The 16,924-nt window shown below is 36.7% G+C and carries 20 protein-coding genes; 9 read left to right on the forward strand and 11 right to left on the reverse strand.

Translation table 11 applies throughout. The annotated features are described in order from the left end of the window. The 3 genes from WC747_00710 to WC747_00720 all read left to right on the forward strand — a co-directional run. On the forward strand, positions 1 to 269 hold a 269-nt coding region (locus WC747_00710; GenBank protein ID MFA5998528.1), incomplete at its 5' end, for a hypothetical protein. A gap of 27 nt (positions 270 to 296) precedes the next feature. Then, positions 297 to 692 carry a hypothetical protein gene (locus WC747_00715; protein MFA5998529.1) on the forward strand — a complete coding sequence of 132 codons (396 nt, stop codon included), beginning with the start codon at positions 297 to 299 and terminating at the stop codon, positions 690 to 692. An 82-nt stretch (positions 693 to 774) separates the two neighbouring features. Beyond that, positions 775 to 1,311: a hypothetical protein gene (locus tag WC747_00720; protein MFA5998530.1), complete on the forward strand. Its 537-nt coding sequence runs from the start codon at positions 775 to 777 to the stop codon at positions 1,309 to 1,311. Between the two features lie 35 nt (positions 1,312 to 1,346). Here WC747_00720 and WC747_00725 read toward each other — a convergent pair whose 3' ends face one another. The 6 genes from WC747_00725 to ffh all read right to left on the reverse strand — a co-directional run bounded on the left by WC747_00725 (position 1,347) and on the right by ffh (position 6,195). Further along, complete coding sequence (locus WC747_00725; protein ID MFA5998531.1) at positions 1,347 to 1,796, reverse strand: hypothetical protein; 450 nt, start codon at positions 1,794 to 1,796, stop codon at positions 1,347 to 1,349. Beyond that, entirely contained in the window at positions 1,781 to 2,467 is a 687-nt protein-coding gene (locus WC747_00730; GenBank protein MFA5998532.1) for an rRNA adenine N-6-methyltransferase family protein, read from the reverse strand. The genes WC747_00725 and WC747_00730 overlap by 16 nt, the downstream gene beginning before the upstream one ends. A 107-nt stretch (positions 2,468 to 2,574) precedes the next feature. Next, positions 2,575 to 2,991: a 50S ribosomal protein L19 gene (rplS, locus tag WC747_00735; protein MFA5998533.1), complete on the reverse strand. Its 417-nt coding sequence runs from the start codon at positions 2,989 to 2,991 to the stop codon at positions 2,575 to 2,577. Positions 2,992 to 3,103: 112 nt separating this feature from the next. Further along, positions 3,104 to 4,408, reverse strand: coding sequence for a tRNA (guanosine(37)-N1)-methyltransferase TrmD (gene trmD / locus WC747_00740; protein ID MFA5998534.1), 1,305 nt, complete (start codon positions 4,406 to 4,408; stop codon positions 3,104 to 3,106). Positions 4,409 to 4,448: 40 nt separating this feature from the next. After that, on the reverse strand, positions 4,449 to 4,817 hold the full coding sequence (gene rpsP / locus WC747_00745; protein ID MFA5998535.1) for a 30S ribosomal protein S16: 369 nt from the start codon (positions 4,815 to 4,817) through the stop codon (positions 4,449 to 4,451). A 52-nt stretch (positions 4,818 to 4,869) separates the two neighbouring features. After that, positions 4,870 to 6,195, reverse strand: a complete 1,326-nt coding sequence (ffh, locus tag WC747_00750) for a signal recognition particle protein (protein MFA5998536.1) — start codon at positions 6,193 to 6,195, stop codon at positions 4,870 to 4,872. A 157-nt stretch (positions 6,196 to 6,352) separates the two neighbouring features. Between ffh and hflX the strand changes: the two genes are divergently transcribed. Beyond that, positions 6,353 to 7,501, forward strand: coding sequence for a GTPase HflX (gene hflX / locus WC747_00755; protein MFA5998537.1), 1,149 nt, complete (start codon positions 6,353 to 6,355; stop codon positions 7,499 to 7,501). After that, complete coding sequence (locus WC747_00760; GenBank protein MFA5998538.1) at positions 7,501 to 10,023, forward strand: UvrD-helicase domain-containing protein; 2,523 nt, start codon at positions 7,501 to 7,503, stop codon at positions 10,021 to 10,023. The genes hflX and WC747_00760 overlap by 1 nt, the downstream gene beginning before the upstream one ends. A 79-nt stretch (positions 10,024 to 10,102) precedes the next feature. On the opposite strand, the gene WC747_00765 is transcribed toward WC747_00760, so the two are convergent. The 5 genes from WC747_00765 to trpS form a co-directional block, all read right to left on the reverse strand. After that, positions 10,103 to 10,921 carry a hypothetical protein gene (locus tag WC747_00765; protein MFA5998539.1) on the reverse strand — a complete coding sequence of 273 codons (819 nt, stop codon included), beginning with the start codon at positions 10,919 to 10,921 and terminating at the stop codon, positions 10,103 to 10,105. Between the two features lie 33 nt (positions 10,922 to 10,954). Continuing rightward, positions 10,955 to 11,539: a hypothetical protein gene (locus tag WC747_00770; protein MFA5998540.1), complete on the reverse strand. Its 585-nt coding sequence runs from the start codon at positions 11,537 to 11,539 to the stop codon at positions 10,955 to 10,957. Positions 11,540 to 11,716: 177 nt separating this feature from the next. Then, the gene (locus tag WC747_00775; protein ID MFA5998541.1) at positions 11,717 to 12,016 is read right to left on the reverse strand and encodes a hypothetical protein; all 300 of its coding nucleotides are present in this window, start codon (positions 12,014 to 12,016) and stop codon (positions 11,717 to 11,719) included. Further along, positions 12,016 to 12,282: a hypothetical protein gene (locus tag WC747_00780; protein MFA5998542.1), complete on the reverse strand. Its 267-nt coding sequence runs from the start codon at positions 12,280 to 12,282 to the stop codon at positions 12,016 to 12,018. The genes WC747_00775 and WC747_00780 overlap by 1 nt, the downstream gene beginning before the upstream one ends. A 221-nt stretch (positions 12,283 to 12,503) precedes the next feature. Next, positions 12,504 to 13,505, reverse strand: a complete 1,002-nt coding sequence (trpS, locus tag WC747_00785; GenBank protein MFA5998543.1) for a tryptophan--tRNA ligase — start codon at positions 13,503 to 13,505, stop codon at positions 12,504 to 12,506. Between the two features lie 72 nt (positions 13,506 to 13,577). Between trpS and WC747_00790 the strand changes: the two genes are divergently transcribed. Genes WC747_00790 through WC747_00805 form a run of 4 tightly spaced genes read left to right on the forward strand, consistent with a single transcriptional unit; the run spans position 13,578 to position 16,877 of the window. Beyond that, positions 13,578 to 14,480, forward strand: coding sequence for a hypothetical protein (locus tag WC747_00790; GenBank protein MFA5998544.1), 903 nt, complete (start codon positions 13,578 to 13,580; stop codon positions 14,478 to 14,480). Next, positions 14,419 to 14,835: a hypothetical protein gene (locus WC747_00795; GenBank protein ID MFA5998545.1), complete on the forward strand. Its 417-nt coding sequence runs from the start codon at positions 14,419 to 14,421 to the stop codon at positions 14,833 to 14,835. Before WC747_00790 ends, WC747_00795 begins: the two co-directional genes overlap by 62 nt. Then, positions 14,828 to 16,246 carry a hypothetical protein gene (locus WC747_00800; protein MFA5998546.1) on the forward strand — a complete coding sequence of 473 codons (1,419 nt, stop codon included), beginning with the start codon at positions 14,828 to 14,830 and terminating at the stop codon, positions 16,244 to 16,246. The genes WC747_00795 and WC747_00800 overlap by 8 nt, the downstream gene beginning before the upstream one ends. After that, the gene (locus WC747_00805) at positions 16,236 to 16,877 is read left to right on the forward strand and encodes a DUF502 domain-containing protein (GenBank protein MFA5998547.1); all 642 of its coding nucleotides are present in this window, start codon (positions 16,236 to 16,238) and stop codon (positions 16,875 to 16,877) included. The genes WC747_00800 and WC747_00805 overlap by 11 nt, the downstream gene beginning before the upstream one ends. Positions 16,878 to 16,924 lie beyond the last annotated feature (47 nt).

Below are 16,924 nucleotides of genomic sequence, written 5' to 3' on the forward strand. Positions count from 1 at the left end.
TTTCAGCTAGTCAAACTATGCCTGAATGGAGAGAGCATCGCGGCTTTTTAGGTGGAGTTTTAAACACTGGAGAAGCGATTGTTGAAGCTCCTGCAGAGATAGTCAGCCCTTCTTACAGAGAAGATGCAAAAATTAGAAGTGATGAGCGACGATATAGGAGAGATGACCGACGATATTGGAATAGTTACGATAGGAATGGTTATGATCAAAATGGTCGTTATAACAGCCGATATGATCAACGCAAAAATAGATCATACTACCGCGACTAGCGAATTAATTAAAAATGGAGGATAAAAATGAAAAAAATATTATTAGCACTTGCACTTATTTCAGCTAGCCAAACCATACCCTTTAGTATCGGTATAGGTGGCGGACCTTATTATGGTGGTTACTATGGTGGACCTTATGGTGGCTATGGTTACGGTCCTGGTTATTGGGGTCCTGGTTATGGTTATGGTGGTGTAGCTTTTGCACCAAGACCAAAATCTGATGCTGAAGTTGCAGCTGACGAAAGAGTTCGTCAAGCACGAGAAGAGACGCGAGATAAAGAAAACCAAAGAAAAGAAATTAGTAAACAAATCAAACGCTTGGACAAAGATATACGATTATCTCGAAGAAATGGAGATATCGAAACTGTAAAAATGCTTGAAAAACAACAAGCAGATTTACGTAAAGAATTAGCAAATGTTTAACCCGGCTTCGTTAATAAACTACGCCGAGGTAATAAAATGACCAAAATAGAAATAAATAAATAAAATAAAAAGGAACAAGTATATGAAAAAGTCTATTAAAAGAACAAAAAAATCAGTTGCAAGTAAAAAAACCGTTACACGTAGAAAAACTGCTGCACCTCGTAAAAAAAGTGCTGCTTCAAAGAAATCTGGTTCATTTATGTCAGGTCTAAAGAAAATGTTTTTTCCAACACTCTTGGCAATGATTAGTGTATCTTCTATGAATGCTGATTGTGGTGGTTGCAAAGCAAAACCAATAAACAAACCAGTACGTGTAGAAAAAGTAAGATCAAATTGTGGTGGTTGTTCAGCAAGACCTGTAAAAATAAAAGCAAAATGCGGTCGCGTTGGTTGTACAGCAAAACCCGTACATGTAAATCAACAAGTACAAACTAAAAAAGAAATGAAACAAGATTTGCATGAAATGAAAAAAGCAAAAGTAGAACATACAAATAAGCTTGCAACGCTTAAAAAGCAAGGAAAAGTAAATTCTCCAGAAGCTGCAAATCATAGATCGATAATTCAAACACTTGAATTGGACATTTCAGATCTTAAAGATAAAATTGAAAGCTTAGCTTAGTTTCACCCCTTCAATTACATTAAAGAGATCTGTTTTTACAGATCTCTTTTTTTGCCTAAAATAGTCACAATCAAACATCCATCGAGGCGTAAAGAAACAATGCACTTTTTACCACGAGGCCGCTCAAAAAGCATCAACAACTCATCTTGCCCGTCAAAGATAGATGTCAAATTCCATCCGAGCAATTCCATGTTGCAGCTGTATAGTTTTTTAATGTCTTCAAGCTGAACTACTTCTTTTTTTCTTGCTTTATACTCAATGCGTACGTTGTCAGAATTGCCTTCATCCTTTTCAACTTCTTTTACCTTAAAGCCAACTGGGCCGTCAGGTATATCGCAAAGGCGAGCAATTGACTCTTGCAACGCAAAACTATCTTGCCTTGATACAACTTTTGTTTTTTTATGCTGGCAGCCTGTGACTACAAGCAGCACCATGCAAGAAAAAACTATAAAGAAAGATAATGATTTATTCATGGTTTTAAACATAAGTGATACACCGTAACAGGAGGTACATTGCGATAAATCATAGCCTGTTCAACTAAGTATTTATTGCGAACGATTGATAAAAAATTTTGAACAGCCCTAAAATTTCGCTTACGCTCACTACCATAAAAATACTGAACAGCTTGGCGAACGATTGGGTATTCTACATACGAAAACATACAGCCAGGTCCAGCAACTTGCTCAAAATATGCTATTGCTTCTTGTGTAAAGTCTATACCCAGCGAGTTAAAAGGTAATGTAGAAATAATGCCATCGTACAGTACTTCAGGCTTCCAATCCAAAATCGAACACCAGTGAACAGAAACATTTGGATATTGCTGTAAACGTTGTTTCAAGATTTCACACATGTGCCCATCAATCTCAATAACATCTAAATGATCTTGTGGTCGAAGATTGCGAGCAATGCAAACACTAATGGCTCCACATCCGCCTCCAGCTTCTAGATATCTTTTACCTGCTTGCCCTTTGGACACGTATCTGGATAATTCAATACCAGCCAACTGTGATATTGGCGCAATTTCACCAACTTGTGCTGGATTTTTTAGATAACGAGAAAAAATGGTTACAACTTCTAAAAAACTGGTTGACCGCAGATCCTGCGAAAAACTGATCAAAAAAATAGCTGCTAAATGTAACTTTGTTAAAAACTTCACTTTACATCCTCAAATCTTAATTTTTTATAAAAATAGTGGGCTGTTGTTCACAGCCCACTAAAATTTTGCTTTTCAAAAATCTTATGCTTGACGCATTTGAAAGATATTTACGCAGCTACAGAAGCTTGCTCTACAGGAGCTACAGCTACTTTTTTTACTTTTTTTACAATTTTTTCTTTAATTGCAGCAGCTTTACCTACTTTGTGACGCACATAGTACAATTTCGCACGACGTACTTTTGCTTTTGATACCAATTTGATTGAATCAATAATTGGAGAATACATTGGATAAATTTTTTCAACCGCAATACCGTCAGCAGCCATTTTACGAACCGTAAATGTTGATGAACCTGCATTGTTGTTTCTTGCTATAACGTTACCTTGGAAAGCTTGGATTCTTTTTGTAGTACCTTCAAGTACCCATTGAGAAACTTCAATCACGTCGCCAATACCAAATGCTGGAAATCCTGTTTCTTTAACAGCGAGTTCTTGAATCGTTTCTTTGTTTATTTTTTTAGATTTCATGATGTTTTTTAACCCTTATCAATCATTTCATTGCTTATGGTAAAGAGTACCTTAAATTAAGCAGAATGACAAATTTACACGATATTTTTTACCCAACAATTTTTATCCATTTTTATTTTTGTAGCGCAAACCCTAGCCATTTATCAAAAATAATCGCTGCAGCAGAGCGAACTGACAAATGATTGAATTTGCTAAAGCCCTGAATTGGCTGCAATATGAAATCGCATTGTTTCATCAATTCTTCAGCCATTCCATGCCCCGTGCCCAGTAAAATCAATACGGGACGGTCATTACTCCATACCTTTTCTTGGTCGTGATACGAAATCATTCTAGGATCACCTGGTGCAAATTTTGCAGAAGTTCCTAAAATAATTGGCTTTTTGCCTTCTTTTTTCTCAATGGCAGCAATAACATCAGCAAGACCGTTTGCCATAATCACTCGGTTCATAGCTTCATGTCGATCACTGTTGTACTCACCACCAACTTCTTTTTCTTGCCAAAAATCTAAAAGATCTTGAATCATCTTTTTTTGATCTACCAGGGGCGACACAAGGAAATAATTTTTTAAATTATAGGTAGCGCTTGATCTGGCAATGTCATGCACATCAATTGACGTAATGGATGTCGTTCCAATTCGTCCATCTTTTAGCACAATGCCTGTATGCATTAAAGCAACATAGTGAGAAGGAATATAGCGCGACGCTAACTCTCTTTCTGCCGGCGTAAGCAGACAAGATCTCATCCAATCAAAATGTTTTTTTACCGTCAATTCTACTGATTTTTCTTGACGCCACTTTGCAATGGCGCCGTGGTTACCCGATCGTAAAACTTCTGGAACCACTCTGCCCTTCCACTCAACCGGTTTAGTATATTCCGGATGATCAACAAACGCTCCAGAAAAAGAATCTAACGTTACCGATTCTTCTTTTCCTACAACGCCTGGCATATACCGCAACAAACATTCAAGCAAAAGCATCGCAGGAATATCTCCACCCATCACAACAAAATCACCAACGGAAATAATTTCGTCAGCGTACTGCTCTTCAACGCGTGCATCAATTCCTTCGTACCGACTTGCAAATAGCATCACATGCTGCTGCGATGCTATCTTTTGCCATAATTTTTGTGCGCTATGTTGAGTTAATTTAGAACCCTGCGGAGATAAAAAAATCTTAAAAGATTTTCCAAATTGTTTTTCAGCTTCATCAATTCCATGTTCAATCACATCAGGCCGAATCAACATTCCTGAGCTATGCCCAAACGTAGGAGCATCAATTCGTTCTTTCGGTTGTACGTAGTCGAACATATTGTGCAAAGAAAAAGAAACAAGTTTTTTTTCTTGTGCTCGTTTGAGTAAGCTTGTTTGTAAAAATGACTGATATAATTCAGGGAACAACGTCAAAATGGAAACATTCATACAACAATTTTACGCAGTAAGGATTTTAAATAACTAAAGTCTACTTAGCAGCTGGTTTTGATTTTTTGATCACAGGAGCTTTTTCAGTTGCTTCTGTTTTCGCAGCTGGTTTTTTAGCTACAGCTTTTGCCACTTTAGGAGCAACTTCTGTTTTTTCCTGATCTACAGGGTTTTGTTTGCTTTTGATTTTCATCAAACGCACAACAGCATCAGTGATTTCTGCACCGACTGAAACCCAGTACGCTATGCGGTCATCATGAAACTGAACAAGTTGTTTAGTTTTAGGATCGTAAGTACCTAGGTTTTCCAGGAACATACCATCTCGTTTTCTGCGAGAATCAATTGCAACAATACGATAGATTGGTGCATGTTTTTTGCCAATACGGGCAAAACGAATTTTCACTGCCATTCGGCAATCCTTTTAGATAGAGTTAAACAATTACACATTTATAAAAATAATTTTACTTAAAAAAACGATTCTTCTTTAGCAGCTTAACAAATTGTTTACTTTGTTCAAACCTTTGCATTAAAAGATTTACGCTAGAAATGTCAACGCCTGCTCCACTTGCGATTCTTTTCTTATGAGAACCATCGATGATTTCAGGCTTTAATCGTTCTTTTGGAGTCATCGAGCTCAAAATAGCTCGGAATTTTTTAAGTTCTTTATCACTTTTTTCAGCGTCTTCTGCTGATACTTTCATTGAGGCCATACCTGGCATAAATTTCATAATCGACGAAACTGATCCCAATTTCGACATCATATTTAACTGTTGAGCAAAATCATTGAGCGTGATACTGCCGGACATGATCGATTTCGCAATGTTTTCTTGCTCAGATTGTTTAATTTTATCCTGAGCCTGTTCCATCAATGTCAGCACATCTCCCATCCCTAGCATGCGCTTTGCCACGCGTTCAGGACGAAAGATCTCTAAGTTTTCTACTTTTTCCCCAACGCCCATAAAATAAATAGGCTTTTTCAATTCATATCTAAATGAAAAAGCAGCTCCACCGCGAGCATCACTATCCATTTTTGAAAGTATCGCTCCGTCAAATCCAACAGTTTTTTCAAAAGATTTAGCAACGTTAAGTGACTCTTGCCCTGTCATAGCGTCAAGCACCATAAAGCTATACTTTGGTTGCATAATTTTTTTGATTGTTTGTAGCTCCTGCATCATCGATTCATCAATGTGCAAACGACCAGCTGTATCAAAAAATAAATATTCATATCCATGCTGTTTATAATAATTCAAAATATCTCGAGCTGCCAGCACCGGGTCCGTCTGTGGCGATCTATAAAAATCAACACTGACCTGCCCTGCCAGCACCTGTAATTGTTCCAGCGCTGCCGGTCTATAAAAGTCTACTGACGCAAAAAGAATTTTTCTTATTTTGCCGTGCTTTTCTGCTTGTTTTTTTATGAAGTAGGCTAACTTTCCAATCGATGTAGTTTTACCAGAACCTTGCAGCCCCATAACCATAATCACCGATGGAATTTGAAAATTGAAACCTTCGGCAAGATACTGACCACCTAAAAAAGAAAGCATCCGATCGTACACAATTTTAACAAATTGCTCAGATGGATTCATCGATGCAACCACCTTTTGGCCAACGACTTCACGCTGCACACCATCTACAAAAGTCTGCACAGATTCGTAGGCAACGTCCGATTCAAGCAAGCTGTCTTTAATTTGTCCAAGGACCTGCTGCAAATTTTGTTCGGTTAATTTACTTTTGCCCGTTAGCGAGGCAAATATTCCAGAAAACTTTTTTGTTAAAAAATCAAACATAGATTCTTTCCATAGGATCACGGCTTTAATTATCAATTTAACTGTTAGTATAACAAAAATCGCCCCCTCTTGCTATAAAATAACTACACTCAACAGCACTTTTCTAGTACACTGTTATTACGACCTCCACTTTAAAAGTAAGAAAGTTATTAATCTTATGGCAAAAAACGAACTGATATCAACAACGTTTTATAAAAAAACGTTGCTTGTTGGAGTACAGTCTCCAAATAACAAAACAGATGATATTGAAGCTTACTATGAAGAATTTCTCAATTTAGCTAAAACATACGGCATTGTTGACTACGTACTGCTCAAAATAAAATTACGAACCATTGAATCTGGTCATTATTTCACCAAAGGAAAACTGAGTGAAATCAAAACTATTTTCGATGAAGGCAATTTTGAAGAAATCATTGTCTCAGACACTCTGTCTGGTCAACAAGAGCGTAATCTACATGAAGTTTTCGACTGTCCTTTAATGGATAGAACTCGCTTGATTTTAGCGATTTTTGAAAAATCTGCTGTCACGGCTGAAGGTAAAATTCAAGTAGAAATTGCTAAGCTTCAATTTGCAAAAACACGCGTTACTGGACACGGAGTGCACCTTGATCAACAGGCCGGAACAGTCGGTATTCGCAGTGGACCTGGTGAAACGGTTAAAGAAGCAACAATTCGCTATCTAAGCCGTACTATCCTGACGCTTAAAGGACATTTAGAAAAAATCGAAAAAGCACGTGGCGCTCAGCGCAAACAGCGACTTACGCAAAAAGTACCTCTCATTTGCCTTGTTGGATATACCAACGCTGGTAAATCAACCATTTTAAATGTGTTGACTCATAGTGATGTGCTTGCAAAAGATCAATTGTTTGCAACGCTTGACACCACGACTCGTCAGCTTTTTATAGGTACTAGAAAAGTTGGTTTACTTTCTGACACCGTCGGATTTATCCAGCAGCTTCCTCATCAATTGATCGAGTCATTTAAATCAACGCTTGCAGAGCTTTCATACGCATCGCTTCTACTTGTAGTCACCGACATTGCTGACAACAACTGGAAAAATCACATTGATGTTGTTTTAAAAACACTTGAAGAAATCAATGTGAAAAAGCAGATTTTATTTGTATTTAATAAAGCTGATAAAATCACTAAAAAAGAACTGCAAAAACGCTTAGAAGAATTTGGCGATCAGCCGCATGTTGCAATCAGCTGCATTAAACCTGATGGCACAGCTCCACTGAAAAGATATTTAGCATCATGGAAGCCGGAACAAGATAAGGCAAAATCAAAACAGGATAAAACAAAATAATGAACGAGCACGAAAAACATAAGGCAGGTTTAAACCTAGATCCTTCCGACTTCGCCCAGGCTTCGACGGACACGCAGGCTATGTATGACGAAAATGACAATGATGAGTCTTTATCATCTCAGTCGCAATCAGAATTAAGAACATTGTTCAGCAATAATGATAATGCTGATACATACGCACAAACAATTCTTAATGATGTTCATCGTAGTCCTGAGGCAAAAGCTGCTTTTAATAATTTCGTGCAAGGTAGTTTAAATCAAGAGCAAAAATCAGCCGTCACGCCAAAAGACGGCTCATTTTTGGTAATCGCTGGAGCTGGATCAGGTAAAACACGTGTGATCACAGCACGTATCACAAACTTAATTTTAAATCATGGTGTTGAGCCTTCATCAATTATTGCTCTGACATTTACCAACAAAGCTGCTCAAGAAATGCAGCATCGTATTGAGCAATTTTTGCCAAACTTACGCACGAAACCAACAATTGCGACCTTTCATGCGTACTGTTTAAAACTACTCAAAAAAAATGCTGCCTTACTTCAAGCTCAACCATTTTCTGTCATCGATTCTGCAGATGGACAAAAACTGTTGCAATCAATCATAAAAGATCGTGGACTGGATAAATTATTTAATCCAAAACAACTGCTTCCTCTTTTTTCTTCATACAAAATGGCTGACACACTTCACCAGGAATTACCAGTCTGGAATATGCATCACGCTCAGCAGTTCATGGAACTGTACAATGCGTACGAACAACAAAAAAAATTAAGCAGTTATTTAGATTTTGATGATCTTTTGTATAAAACATTTCATCTTTTTGAAAGCAATCCACAATTTAAACAAGCACACATACAACGTCATCGTCATATCTTAGTTGATGAGTATCAAGATACAAACTTGATTCAGCATGAACTTTTAAAGCAAATGACTCTACAAAACAATCAAATCGTTGTTGATTCGATATGTGCTGTGGGAGATGAAGATCAATCAATTTATTCATGGCGCGGTGCAACAGTTAAAAACATTTTAGAGTTCAATCAAGAATTTAAAAATACTCAAACAGTTAAACTTGAACAAAATTATCGATCGACCCAGCAAATTTTAAATATTGCAAACAGCATTATTAAAAACAACGTTGATAGAAATCACAAACAATTATGGTCTGCAAGCACAGAGCAGCACCAACCGCTACTGCTTGAATGTCTTTCTGATTTACAAGAAGCATATTCCATTGCTCACTTGATTAATTTGATTGCAAAAAAAGAAAAGAAATCGTCGATTGCCATTTTATATCGAACGCATTATCAATCGCGTATCATCGAAGAAGCTTTGATCAAAGAATCAATTGCCTACAAAATCATTGGCGGCATTCAATTCTATGAACGAAAAGAAATTAAAGATTTGCTCGCATATTTGCGACTTTTAAAAAATCCTTTTGATCGAATTTCATTCTTCAGAGCTATTAACTGCCCTCTTCGAGGCCTTGGTGAAAAGTTTGAAGAAACATTTTTACAAACTTGGAATGAAAATCCATTTTCAACATTTCAAGAAGTTGCATCCATTGTGATCAATTGCGGACTTATTCCCATGAAGCAAATAGCATCAGTGCAAAGCTTTGTAAAATTGTTCAAAGCTGAATCGTTTGCAAAGTCTGAAGTCGAAAATTCAAGCTCGTCATCGCATGATGTAACAACTATGAATGTTACCAGCACGCTTGAGCATTTTATCAAACAAACTCAGTACATTTCATACCTTCAAGAAAGTTTTGATAAAGCTGAAGCTGAAGTAAAACGAGAAAACGTTGCTGAATTTTTACGAGCAGCAGAGTATTTTGATGAGCATACCGCAGCGGGTCTGTTACAATTTTTAGATGACATTTCACTCATGCAAGAACAGATCAAAAAAGATGACAGCTCTGTTGATCGCGTTAGCATGATGACACTGCACAGTGCAAAAGGTTTAGAATTTCCAACCGTCATTTTGGTAGGACTTGAAGAAGGGATTCTTCCAAGCAACCAATCAATCGGTCAAGAAAACGTGCAGGAAGAACGTCGATTATTTTACGTTGGAATCACACGAGCATGCCAAAAGTTACTCATTACACATAGCAAATTTCGCAACGTGTATGGAAAAATGGACCAACAGCGTCCATCCAGATTCCTTAGTGAAATACCACAACACCTTATGATTCAACAAGAAGCTGCTCACTGGAGCAGATCAAGTTTTTCAACCTTTTTTGAAGACTGGATTGGAAATAGAAAAGCTCCAAAGGATCAACCTGTGTATCAACCTCGTACACCGCAAACGACTACTGCTGCATCAGTAGTAAACAATAATACTGCAACTCAAACACCTTCTGCTAAGCAACTGCATATTCGTCGTTTACAAGCAGTTAAGCATGCAACTTTTGGACTCGGAATAGCACACCATGTGGAACAAAAAGGCGATAAAACTTTTGTGACCGTTCACTTCACGCATCACGGCACAAAAAAAATCGATGGTTCGTTTTTACAAATCATATAAAATTCATTTTTAAATTTTGTTTATAAAAAAATTAGAGAGCTCCTATTTTATCGCAAGAGCTCTCTAATTTCATTTTAATTTATAAAGTAGTTGCATTATACATACGCTGTATCCCAGACCCTTTAAATATACCTGACTGAGAGTCTCTTGCTAATTTTGGACCTTTTTGTTCTGCTTTTGGATCTGATTGTGCAGCAAATCTTTGAGCACCAGATCCATATTTATAATCCCTAAGAACTTTTTCCATTTTTTCTATACCTTGTAAACCATGATTTCTGATCTCAAGAGTATTTTGATCATTATCTATAAAACTTTGAGATAATTTTGCCAGCTCGGCGTACATAGGCCGATTCATATAATAATTTTTAATAAATTGATCCATATGAGCAGACATATCAATCAATGCTTGTTGTGCATTTTCATCAGTTGGACTGCTTACAAAGTCTTTATGAGCTCGACTATATTTATCTAAAAGTGGTGAAAAAAAGTTTAAGACTTGAGAGTCTACATTAGTTTGCAACCATCTTTCATGTTGATGATATTTTTGTAAAAAATCTTTAAAAAGATTTGGAGCTTCTTGTACTTGTTCTTGCTCTGCAGCTCTAGACCACCATGATGGTCGCAGTGTCATAAACCGTTTCATGGTCCATGGTGCAGCAGATAATACAGCTGATGAATCCTGCATTTCTGCTTGAACTTGACTAGCTGCAGCAGAATTTACCGTTGCTTGTGGCACTTGCACAGGTTGTACCTGTTGTTGACCATAACTAAATCCTTTAGTCGTCCATGATGATGGCTTACTTGATAAAGTAACCCCAGTTGTTCTCATCGCAAATATAGATGAGTGGAACAGTGCACTCAAGCACAGTATCTGAATGTACATTTTGTAATTATTCATGAAACTTCTCCCCCTACAAAAATAAATATTTTTCTAATCGATATCATCAAATGCAAATGGATGCTGTATAAAATCCTGTAACTTTTTTGAAATCACAGGTATTTGGGCAACCAATGCACCAGCTGATGATTTTAAGCACTCAGGATTTTGCATCATTTCATCCATGTCAGAATTTTCGTCTAATACAAAATCAACACCAATTTTTTTACCATTGCTCAGCACAACACCATCACCAGGAACTATAAAACAGCCTGTTTTCGTTTGTAATATTTGATACACCTGCTGATTAATTGTTGGGTTTTCTTTCAAATATGGACCTTTCCATTGACTAGAAAAGCCAAGACTCATAGCACCTACTTCAGGGCCAACAAACTGCTTAACTGTTAAAAAATCGATATTATTTTTGCTGTGAGCAAAGCTCACAATGCTACAGTCGTTATGTATCTGCTTAAATATTTTTTGAAGCATCATAACATCTTGATGAATAATAGTATCAGTTGACTGCGTACCATAACGCCAATAGATCGAGATGGACGCTATAAAAAGAAGACCGAAAATGAGCATTGAAACTGTCGGCAAAAATTTACTTTTATCTTTAGAAAATTTGATTTTATTCATGATATACCCCGATATAGAACCCCTAATTCTATAAAGAGTGTATAAAAAATTGGCTTTAAAAAGGAAGAGTTAGATGAAAAAAGCTGATTTAATAGGAAATTTCACGATCACAAGCACAGCTTTACATGAGAAAAGAGCTCCTGTTGTAAGGCAAGAGCTCTCATTTAAAAGCTAAATTTAAGGATGTGGAATGATTAAAAGAATAGTGATTTCGCCTTTGTCTGGACCGTAGCACCAAAAGATTCTGTAAGCTCCAGCTGTTTTTTGCTGAGCGTACGATTCAAAAACCTTTTCACCCTTTGGCCCTTTAAAATTATGGTACTCATGAGTGTTTAGCGAAGGATGCCTAAGATTCATTTCCATCAACTTCAAAGTTTTTACTACATCTTTTAATATGCGTTTTTTTGAAGCATCGGTTTTCAACTCTATGAGAGAATCAGCAGCATCATCAGATAAAATCAATTCAAAAGTAATCACTATTTTATCTTCAAGGTTTTTTTAAACTCACTAAATTTTATAGTTGGTTTTTCTTCTAAAGATTTTTTCAAACGCTTTAATATTTCTGTATTCTTTGGATCAAGCATCCATTGTTCGCGTTCTGAAACTTGCTGAACAGGCTCAAGAACAATGTTACCATCTTTTTGATAGATCTTATAAATTTGATCTAACTCATTGCTCATCTTTTTAGGAATCGTAATACGATTACGAGAATCTACTTTTACTATGTCTTGTTTCTTTTTCATGATGATTTCTTCCTCATGATTGGTTTTACTTATTTAAACCAAAAGATACCACAATTGGGCAAATGGGTAAACGGTTTGGTTGAAATATTAATTAATGATTGTTTTCATCACCTTTCTGGCTGGTTTTACTCTTACAGAAAGTGGCCTTAAAAAAGAAGAGTTAGATGATTTTTACTTCATCTAACTCACAAATCAATGTCAGGTATGACTGATTATGTCGTTTAATAATCAAGCATTAAAGCTTTTTTCACTTCTTGCATAGTCTGAGCACTCGCTTCCCGAGCCTTTGCAGTTCCAGCAAGCAGCATGCGCATCATTTCACCACGATCTTGGGCTAGCTCAGCTCTTCGAGTACGAATCGGGGTCAACATGGCATTCAGTACTTCAAATAAATATTTTTTAAGCACCACATCGCCAAGTCCGCCCTTTTGATAATGAGCTTTAAGTTCTTCAACCTTAGCTACGTCTGGATCAAATGCATCAAGGTACACAAAAACAACGTTACCTTCAACTTTGCCTGGATCACTGACATGTAAGTGACCTGGGTCAGTGTACATGCTCATAATACGTTTTTTAAGCGTGTCTTCATCGTCACCTAAAAAGATTGCATTGTTTAAACTTTTACTCATTTTTGCTTGTCCATCAAGCCCTACCAACCGAGATACTTTAGGAATTAGTGCCTTTGCTTCAGGAAAAATATCTGTTTGATAGGTACGATTAAAGCAGCGAATGATTTCATTAGTTTGTTCAATAACAGGAAGTTGATCTTCTCCGACAGGAATAATGGTACCTTTTACGATTGTAATGTCAGCAGCTTGGCTGACTGGGTACATTAAAAATCCAGCGGGTACAGACTCTCCAAATCCTTTTTGTTGAATTTCCGTTTTAACCGTTGGATTACGAAGCAATCGATTGACGGTTACCAAATTTAAATAAAACATGGTAAGTTCGGCAATTTCTGGAATCATCGATTGAATAAAAATTGTTGTTTTTGCAGGATCAATACCAACAGCCAAATAATCTAAAGCGACTTCCATAACATTTTCACGAACTTTTGCCGGATTTGCAGAATTGTCAGTAAGCGCTTGAATATCTGCGATCATGACATATTGCTTGTAAATATCTTGCAAGCTAACACGGTTGAGAAGTGATCCAACATAATGTCCAATGTGCAGTGGACCGGTTGGTCTATCACCTGTAAGTACGATCTCTTGCTTTTTCATGAGGTTCCTTTTAGATTCAAAAATATCAAATTTTATAATAAATATATGATACAACCAAAAAAGGAAAAATGAATGCTCGCTTTCTACCCCTTTCATTATCTTTTTGATTTTTGTGCTCAGCAATTAGGCCTGTACTCCTATCAAAATTATATCGAATTATCTTTGTTTATCTTTGTTACCTATAAATCTTTTGCATGGTTGAAAAGCGATCATACAAAACCACTGCTGCTCTACTCCTACGGCTATTTTGCATTACTTTTTACCAGTTATTATCTTTCGTGCAGTATTCTTTTTTACACCATGCTTTTATTTTCTCCAGCATTAGTTGTTTTTTGCATTGTTGTTCATCAAAAACAAATTCAGAAAAACTTTGTGGTTAGTTCTAGCAAGCACATCACTCCTCAAACAATTCCCAATAAAAATTGGCTCGAAATTCTAACCCGATCTTGTCTTGTAGCTTCATATCAAAAAAAACAAATTATGTGCATTGTGCAGCGAGCAGATCATCTTGACACCCTTCTGCATGCGCCATACATGTTGCAGCTGCCAATTCAACAAGAAATTACCGACCTGCTACTTTCAAGCACTGCTCTAAGTAACCCAACTATTTTATGGGTACAACGCTCAGGAGTTGTCCATAGCGTTAACGTAACGTGGCAAAAAAACCTGACACAGGAATTACTTTTGTTAAACGAACAAGATATTGTTACGCAAAATTATGAAGCTGCAACTCTGCTTACAAAAAAAACTGATGCTTTTATTTTCCTCATCAACGCTTCTAGCAATCAACATGCACTTTGGTATCAAGGAAAATGCTTGCAAGCCGTAACAATTGACCAACTACTCAAATGCGGCAAAGAAATTATGCACGATAGACAGCACCCTTTAACTCATGACAAAAAAGGAACTATGTATGATCAAAAATACAATACCCCAAAACATGATAGCTCTCACAGCACACCCCCACTTCACTAAAGTTTCATCAGTTTTCATTGGGTACATGCTTTGGTTTTTTGTTTCACAATATCAATGGACAACCATTGATCAAAACGTACCGCTCTGTTTTTACCAAAGTGAGCAGCAGTCATCACGAACTATTTTGGCACCAGACAACGTTATGATAAAAATTTCTGGACCTCGTAAAGAGATCTATCAATTTGATCCATTGCAAAGTGCAGTTCACATCGATGCATCAAGTTTTGATGATGGCAATCATGAAATTCAGCTCAGCAGGGAAAATCTTTTCTTACCAGACTCTGTAAAACTGATAGACTTAATACCATCCCATATATCCATACAAATATCAGGTAAAGATCGGAATCATGAATAAAGTTATGACAAAAAATTCAAATATTTTTACCAACAGCAGTATCAGAAATAAAGTTAATCAAGGTCTTGTAAACCCTAAAGACATGCAAAATATCGGTTACGGCATTGGTGCTTTACTTGCACAAGAATTTGATGAACCATGCAACATTTTAATAGCAACAGATACCAGAAGTTCAAGCGAATCGATAAAAAACGCGCTGATCAAAGGTATTACTTATTTCGGTCATGATGTATTTGATGCAGGTATTGCGCCAACGCCTTTTGTAGCAAAAGCAATTAAAGATTACACACTTGATGACGAAGAAGATCAGCAAGACTATGATGATGAGTATGATGAAGAAGACGATAACGAAAAAATGTTTGCTCTTGGAATTGTCGTCACAGCGTCTCACAACCCAGCTGAGTACAATGGCATAAAAGTTTTAACAGAATTTGGATATCTCAACATAGAAATGGAAGAAGAAATTTCAAGCCTTTTTCATGAAATCGTACAAGATCCAACAACGCTGGAAGATTTTCAAGATGATGAAAAAGGCACAGTCGTCGATTTCGATATAATCTCGTTTTATGAAACTCAAGTGGTCAATCAACTCGATAACGCTCCGTATAAAAATTTAAAAGTTGTTTTAGACTGTGCGCACGGTGCAACAGCAAAAATTGCAGAGCGAATTTTTAAAGCATGCGGTATCACAACTATTGCAATTAACAACACACTCGATGGCAGCCTCATTAATAAAGACTCAGGATGTGGAAAATCAGAATTATTACAAGAGGCTATAAAGCAGCATCAAGCTGACTGGGGATGCGCTTTTGATGGTGACGGCGATCGAGTAATTATCGCCAACAATCTTGGGCAGATATTTGATGGTGATGATATTCTAGCGGTTATCGCGCAACACCAACAATATTTTCAAAATCCCATCGTTGTAGCAACGATTATGAGCAATGGCGGACTGCAGCAGTACTTTACGTCACAACGTAAAAAATTAATCAAAACTCCTGTTGGTGAACGAAACGTTATTGATGCACTCATTGAAAATCAAGCGTACCTTGGCGCAGAAACATGTGGTCATATTACCATGATGGATCATGCCTTTTGCAGTGACGGAATTTTTGCCTCTCTTATGTTTTTCGACACGCTGGCATCAGGTAAAAATGTAAACCTACATCCTTACAAAAAACTATTTCAAGTTCATGAAACATTGCCTCTTTCTGCAGGAATAGATCAAAAAACGATTAATACAATCATTGCAAAAGTTGCGCTATCACCAGAGCAAGGACGTATTGTAATTCGACCATCAAACACTGAACCAATCCTACGCATCATGGTTGAGCATATTGACCAAGCACAAGCAAAAATAATTTTAGAAACCGTAAAAAATGAATGTAAAAAGGAGCTCAATGCAAATTAAAAATCTATATCATAGTCCAGGTGCGTATCTTCAACACTTATTTGGAACAGGATTAATTTTTTTAATTCCCATAATAATTACCTATGGTTTTTTCAGCTTTTTTTTCAACATGATTAAAGGCTTACTGCTGCCTATAAAAAACTTACATATTCCCGTTGTACAGGAAATTCCACAGCATGAAATTTTTATTTTAATCGGTTTTATTTTTCTTCTAGGGATTTTAGTAAAAGCATTTATTTTTAAACCGATCATTCATATGATTGAAGATTTTTTTGCTCGCATTCCTATGATAAAAACTATTTATCTAGCAACAAAGCAGCTAACTCATGCTTTCACTGCGCATGATCAAGCAAGCTTTAAAAAAGTTGTTATCATTGAGTTTCCACGCCAAGGAATGTACAGCATCGGGTTTTTAACGAAAGAAATTCCAACTCAAATTTCTGAAAAGAAATTATTTGGCATTTATGTGCCACATACGCCAAATCCTGCAACAGGTAGTTTTGTTATGCTGCCAGCTGAGTCATTTGTAGAAACAGATTTAACTCGTCAAGAGGCAACTGCTCTGGTTATCTCTGGTGGAATACTTCAACCAGGTCGATATCAAAAACATTCGGTTTCTGAAGAAAATTAAAACAACGAAAAAGGCGCAGTTTCCATGCGCCTTTTTAAATTTAAACT

It is taken from the genome of Candidatus Babeliales bacterium, assembly GCA_041660205.1.
Lineage (GTDB): Bacteria > Babelota > Babeliae > Babelales > Chromulinivoraceae > JACPFN01.

What these genes read in the sequence shown, in the direction of transcription:
- WC747_00715 (MFA5998529.1), top strand. Translation starts at nt 297, where the DNA reads ATGAAAAAAATATTATTAGCACTTGCACTTATTTCAGCTAGCCAAACC.
- WC747_00720 (MFA5998530.1), top strand. Translation starts at nt 775, where the DNA reads ATGAAAAAGTCTATTAAAAGAACAAAAAAATCAGTTGCAAGTAAAAAA.
- WC747_00725 (MFA5998531.1), bottom strand. Translation starts at nt 1,796, where the DNA reads ATGTTTAAAACCATGAATAAATCATTATCTTTCTTTATAGTTTTTTCT.
- rplS (MFA5998533.1), bottom strand. Translation starts at nt 2,991, where the DNA reads ATGAAATCTAAAAAAATAAACAAAGAAACGATTCAAGAACTCGCTGTT.
- trmD (MFA5998534.1), bottom strand. Translation starts at nt 4,408, where the DNA reads ATGAATGTTTCCATTTTGACGTTGTTCCCTGAATTATATCAGTCATTT.
- rpsP (MFA5998535.1), bottom strand. Translation starts at nt 4,817, where the DNA reads ATGGCAGTGAAAATTCGTTTTGCCCGTATTGGCAAAAAACATGCACCA.
- ffh (MFA5998536.1), bottom strand. Translation starts at nt 6,195, where the DNA reads ATGTTTGATTTTTTAACAAAAAAGTTTTCTGGAATATTTGCCTCGCTA.
- hflX (MFA5998537.1), top strand. Translation starts at nt 6,353, where the DNA reads ATGGCAAAAAACGAACTGATATCAACAACGTTTTATAAAAAAACGTTG.
- WC747_00760 (MFA5998538.1), top strand. Translation starts at nt 7,501, where the DNA reads ATGAACGAGCACGAAAAACATAAGGCAGGTTTAAACCTAGATCCTTCC.
- WC747_00765 (MFA5998539.1), bottom strand. Translation starts at nt 10,921, where the DNA reads ATGAATAATTACAAAATGTACATTCAGATACTGTGCTTGAGTGCACTG.
- WC747_00770 (MFA5998540.1), bottom strand. Translation starts at nt 11,539, where the DNA reads ATGAATAAAATCAAATTTTCTAAAGATAAAAGTAAATTTTTGCCGACA.
- WC747_00780 (MFA5998542.1), bottom strand. Translation starts at nt 12,282, where the DNA reads ATGAAAAAGAAACAAGACATAGTAAAAGTAGATTCTCGTAATCGTATT.
- trpS (MFA5998543.1), bottom strand. Translation starts at nt 13,505, where the DNA reads ATGAAAAAGCAAGAGATCGTACTTACAGGTGATAGACCAACCGGTCCA.
- WC747_00790 (MFA5998544.1), top strand. Translation starts at nt 13,578, where the DNA reads ATGCTCGCTTTCTACCCCTTTCATTATCTTTTTGATTTTTGTGCTCAG.
- WC747_00795 (MFA5998545.1), top strand. Translation starts at nt 14,419, where the DNA reads ATGATCAAAAATACAATACCCCAAAACATGATAGCTCTCACAGCACAC.
- WC747_00800 (MFA5998546.1), top strand. Translation starts at nt 14,828, where the DNA reads ATGAATAAAGTTATGACAAAAAATTCAAATATTTTTACCAACAGCAGT.
- WC747_00805 (MFA5998547.1), top strand. Translation starts at nt 16,236, where the DNA reads ATGCAAATTAAAAATCTATATCATAGTCCAGGTGCGTATCTTCAACAC.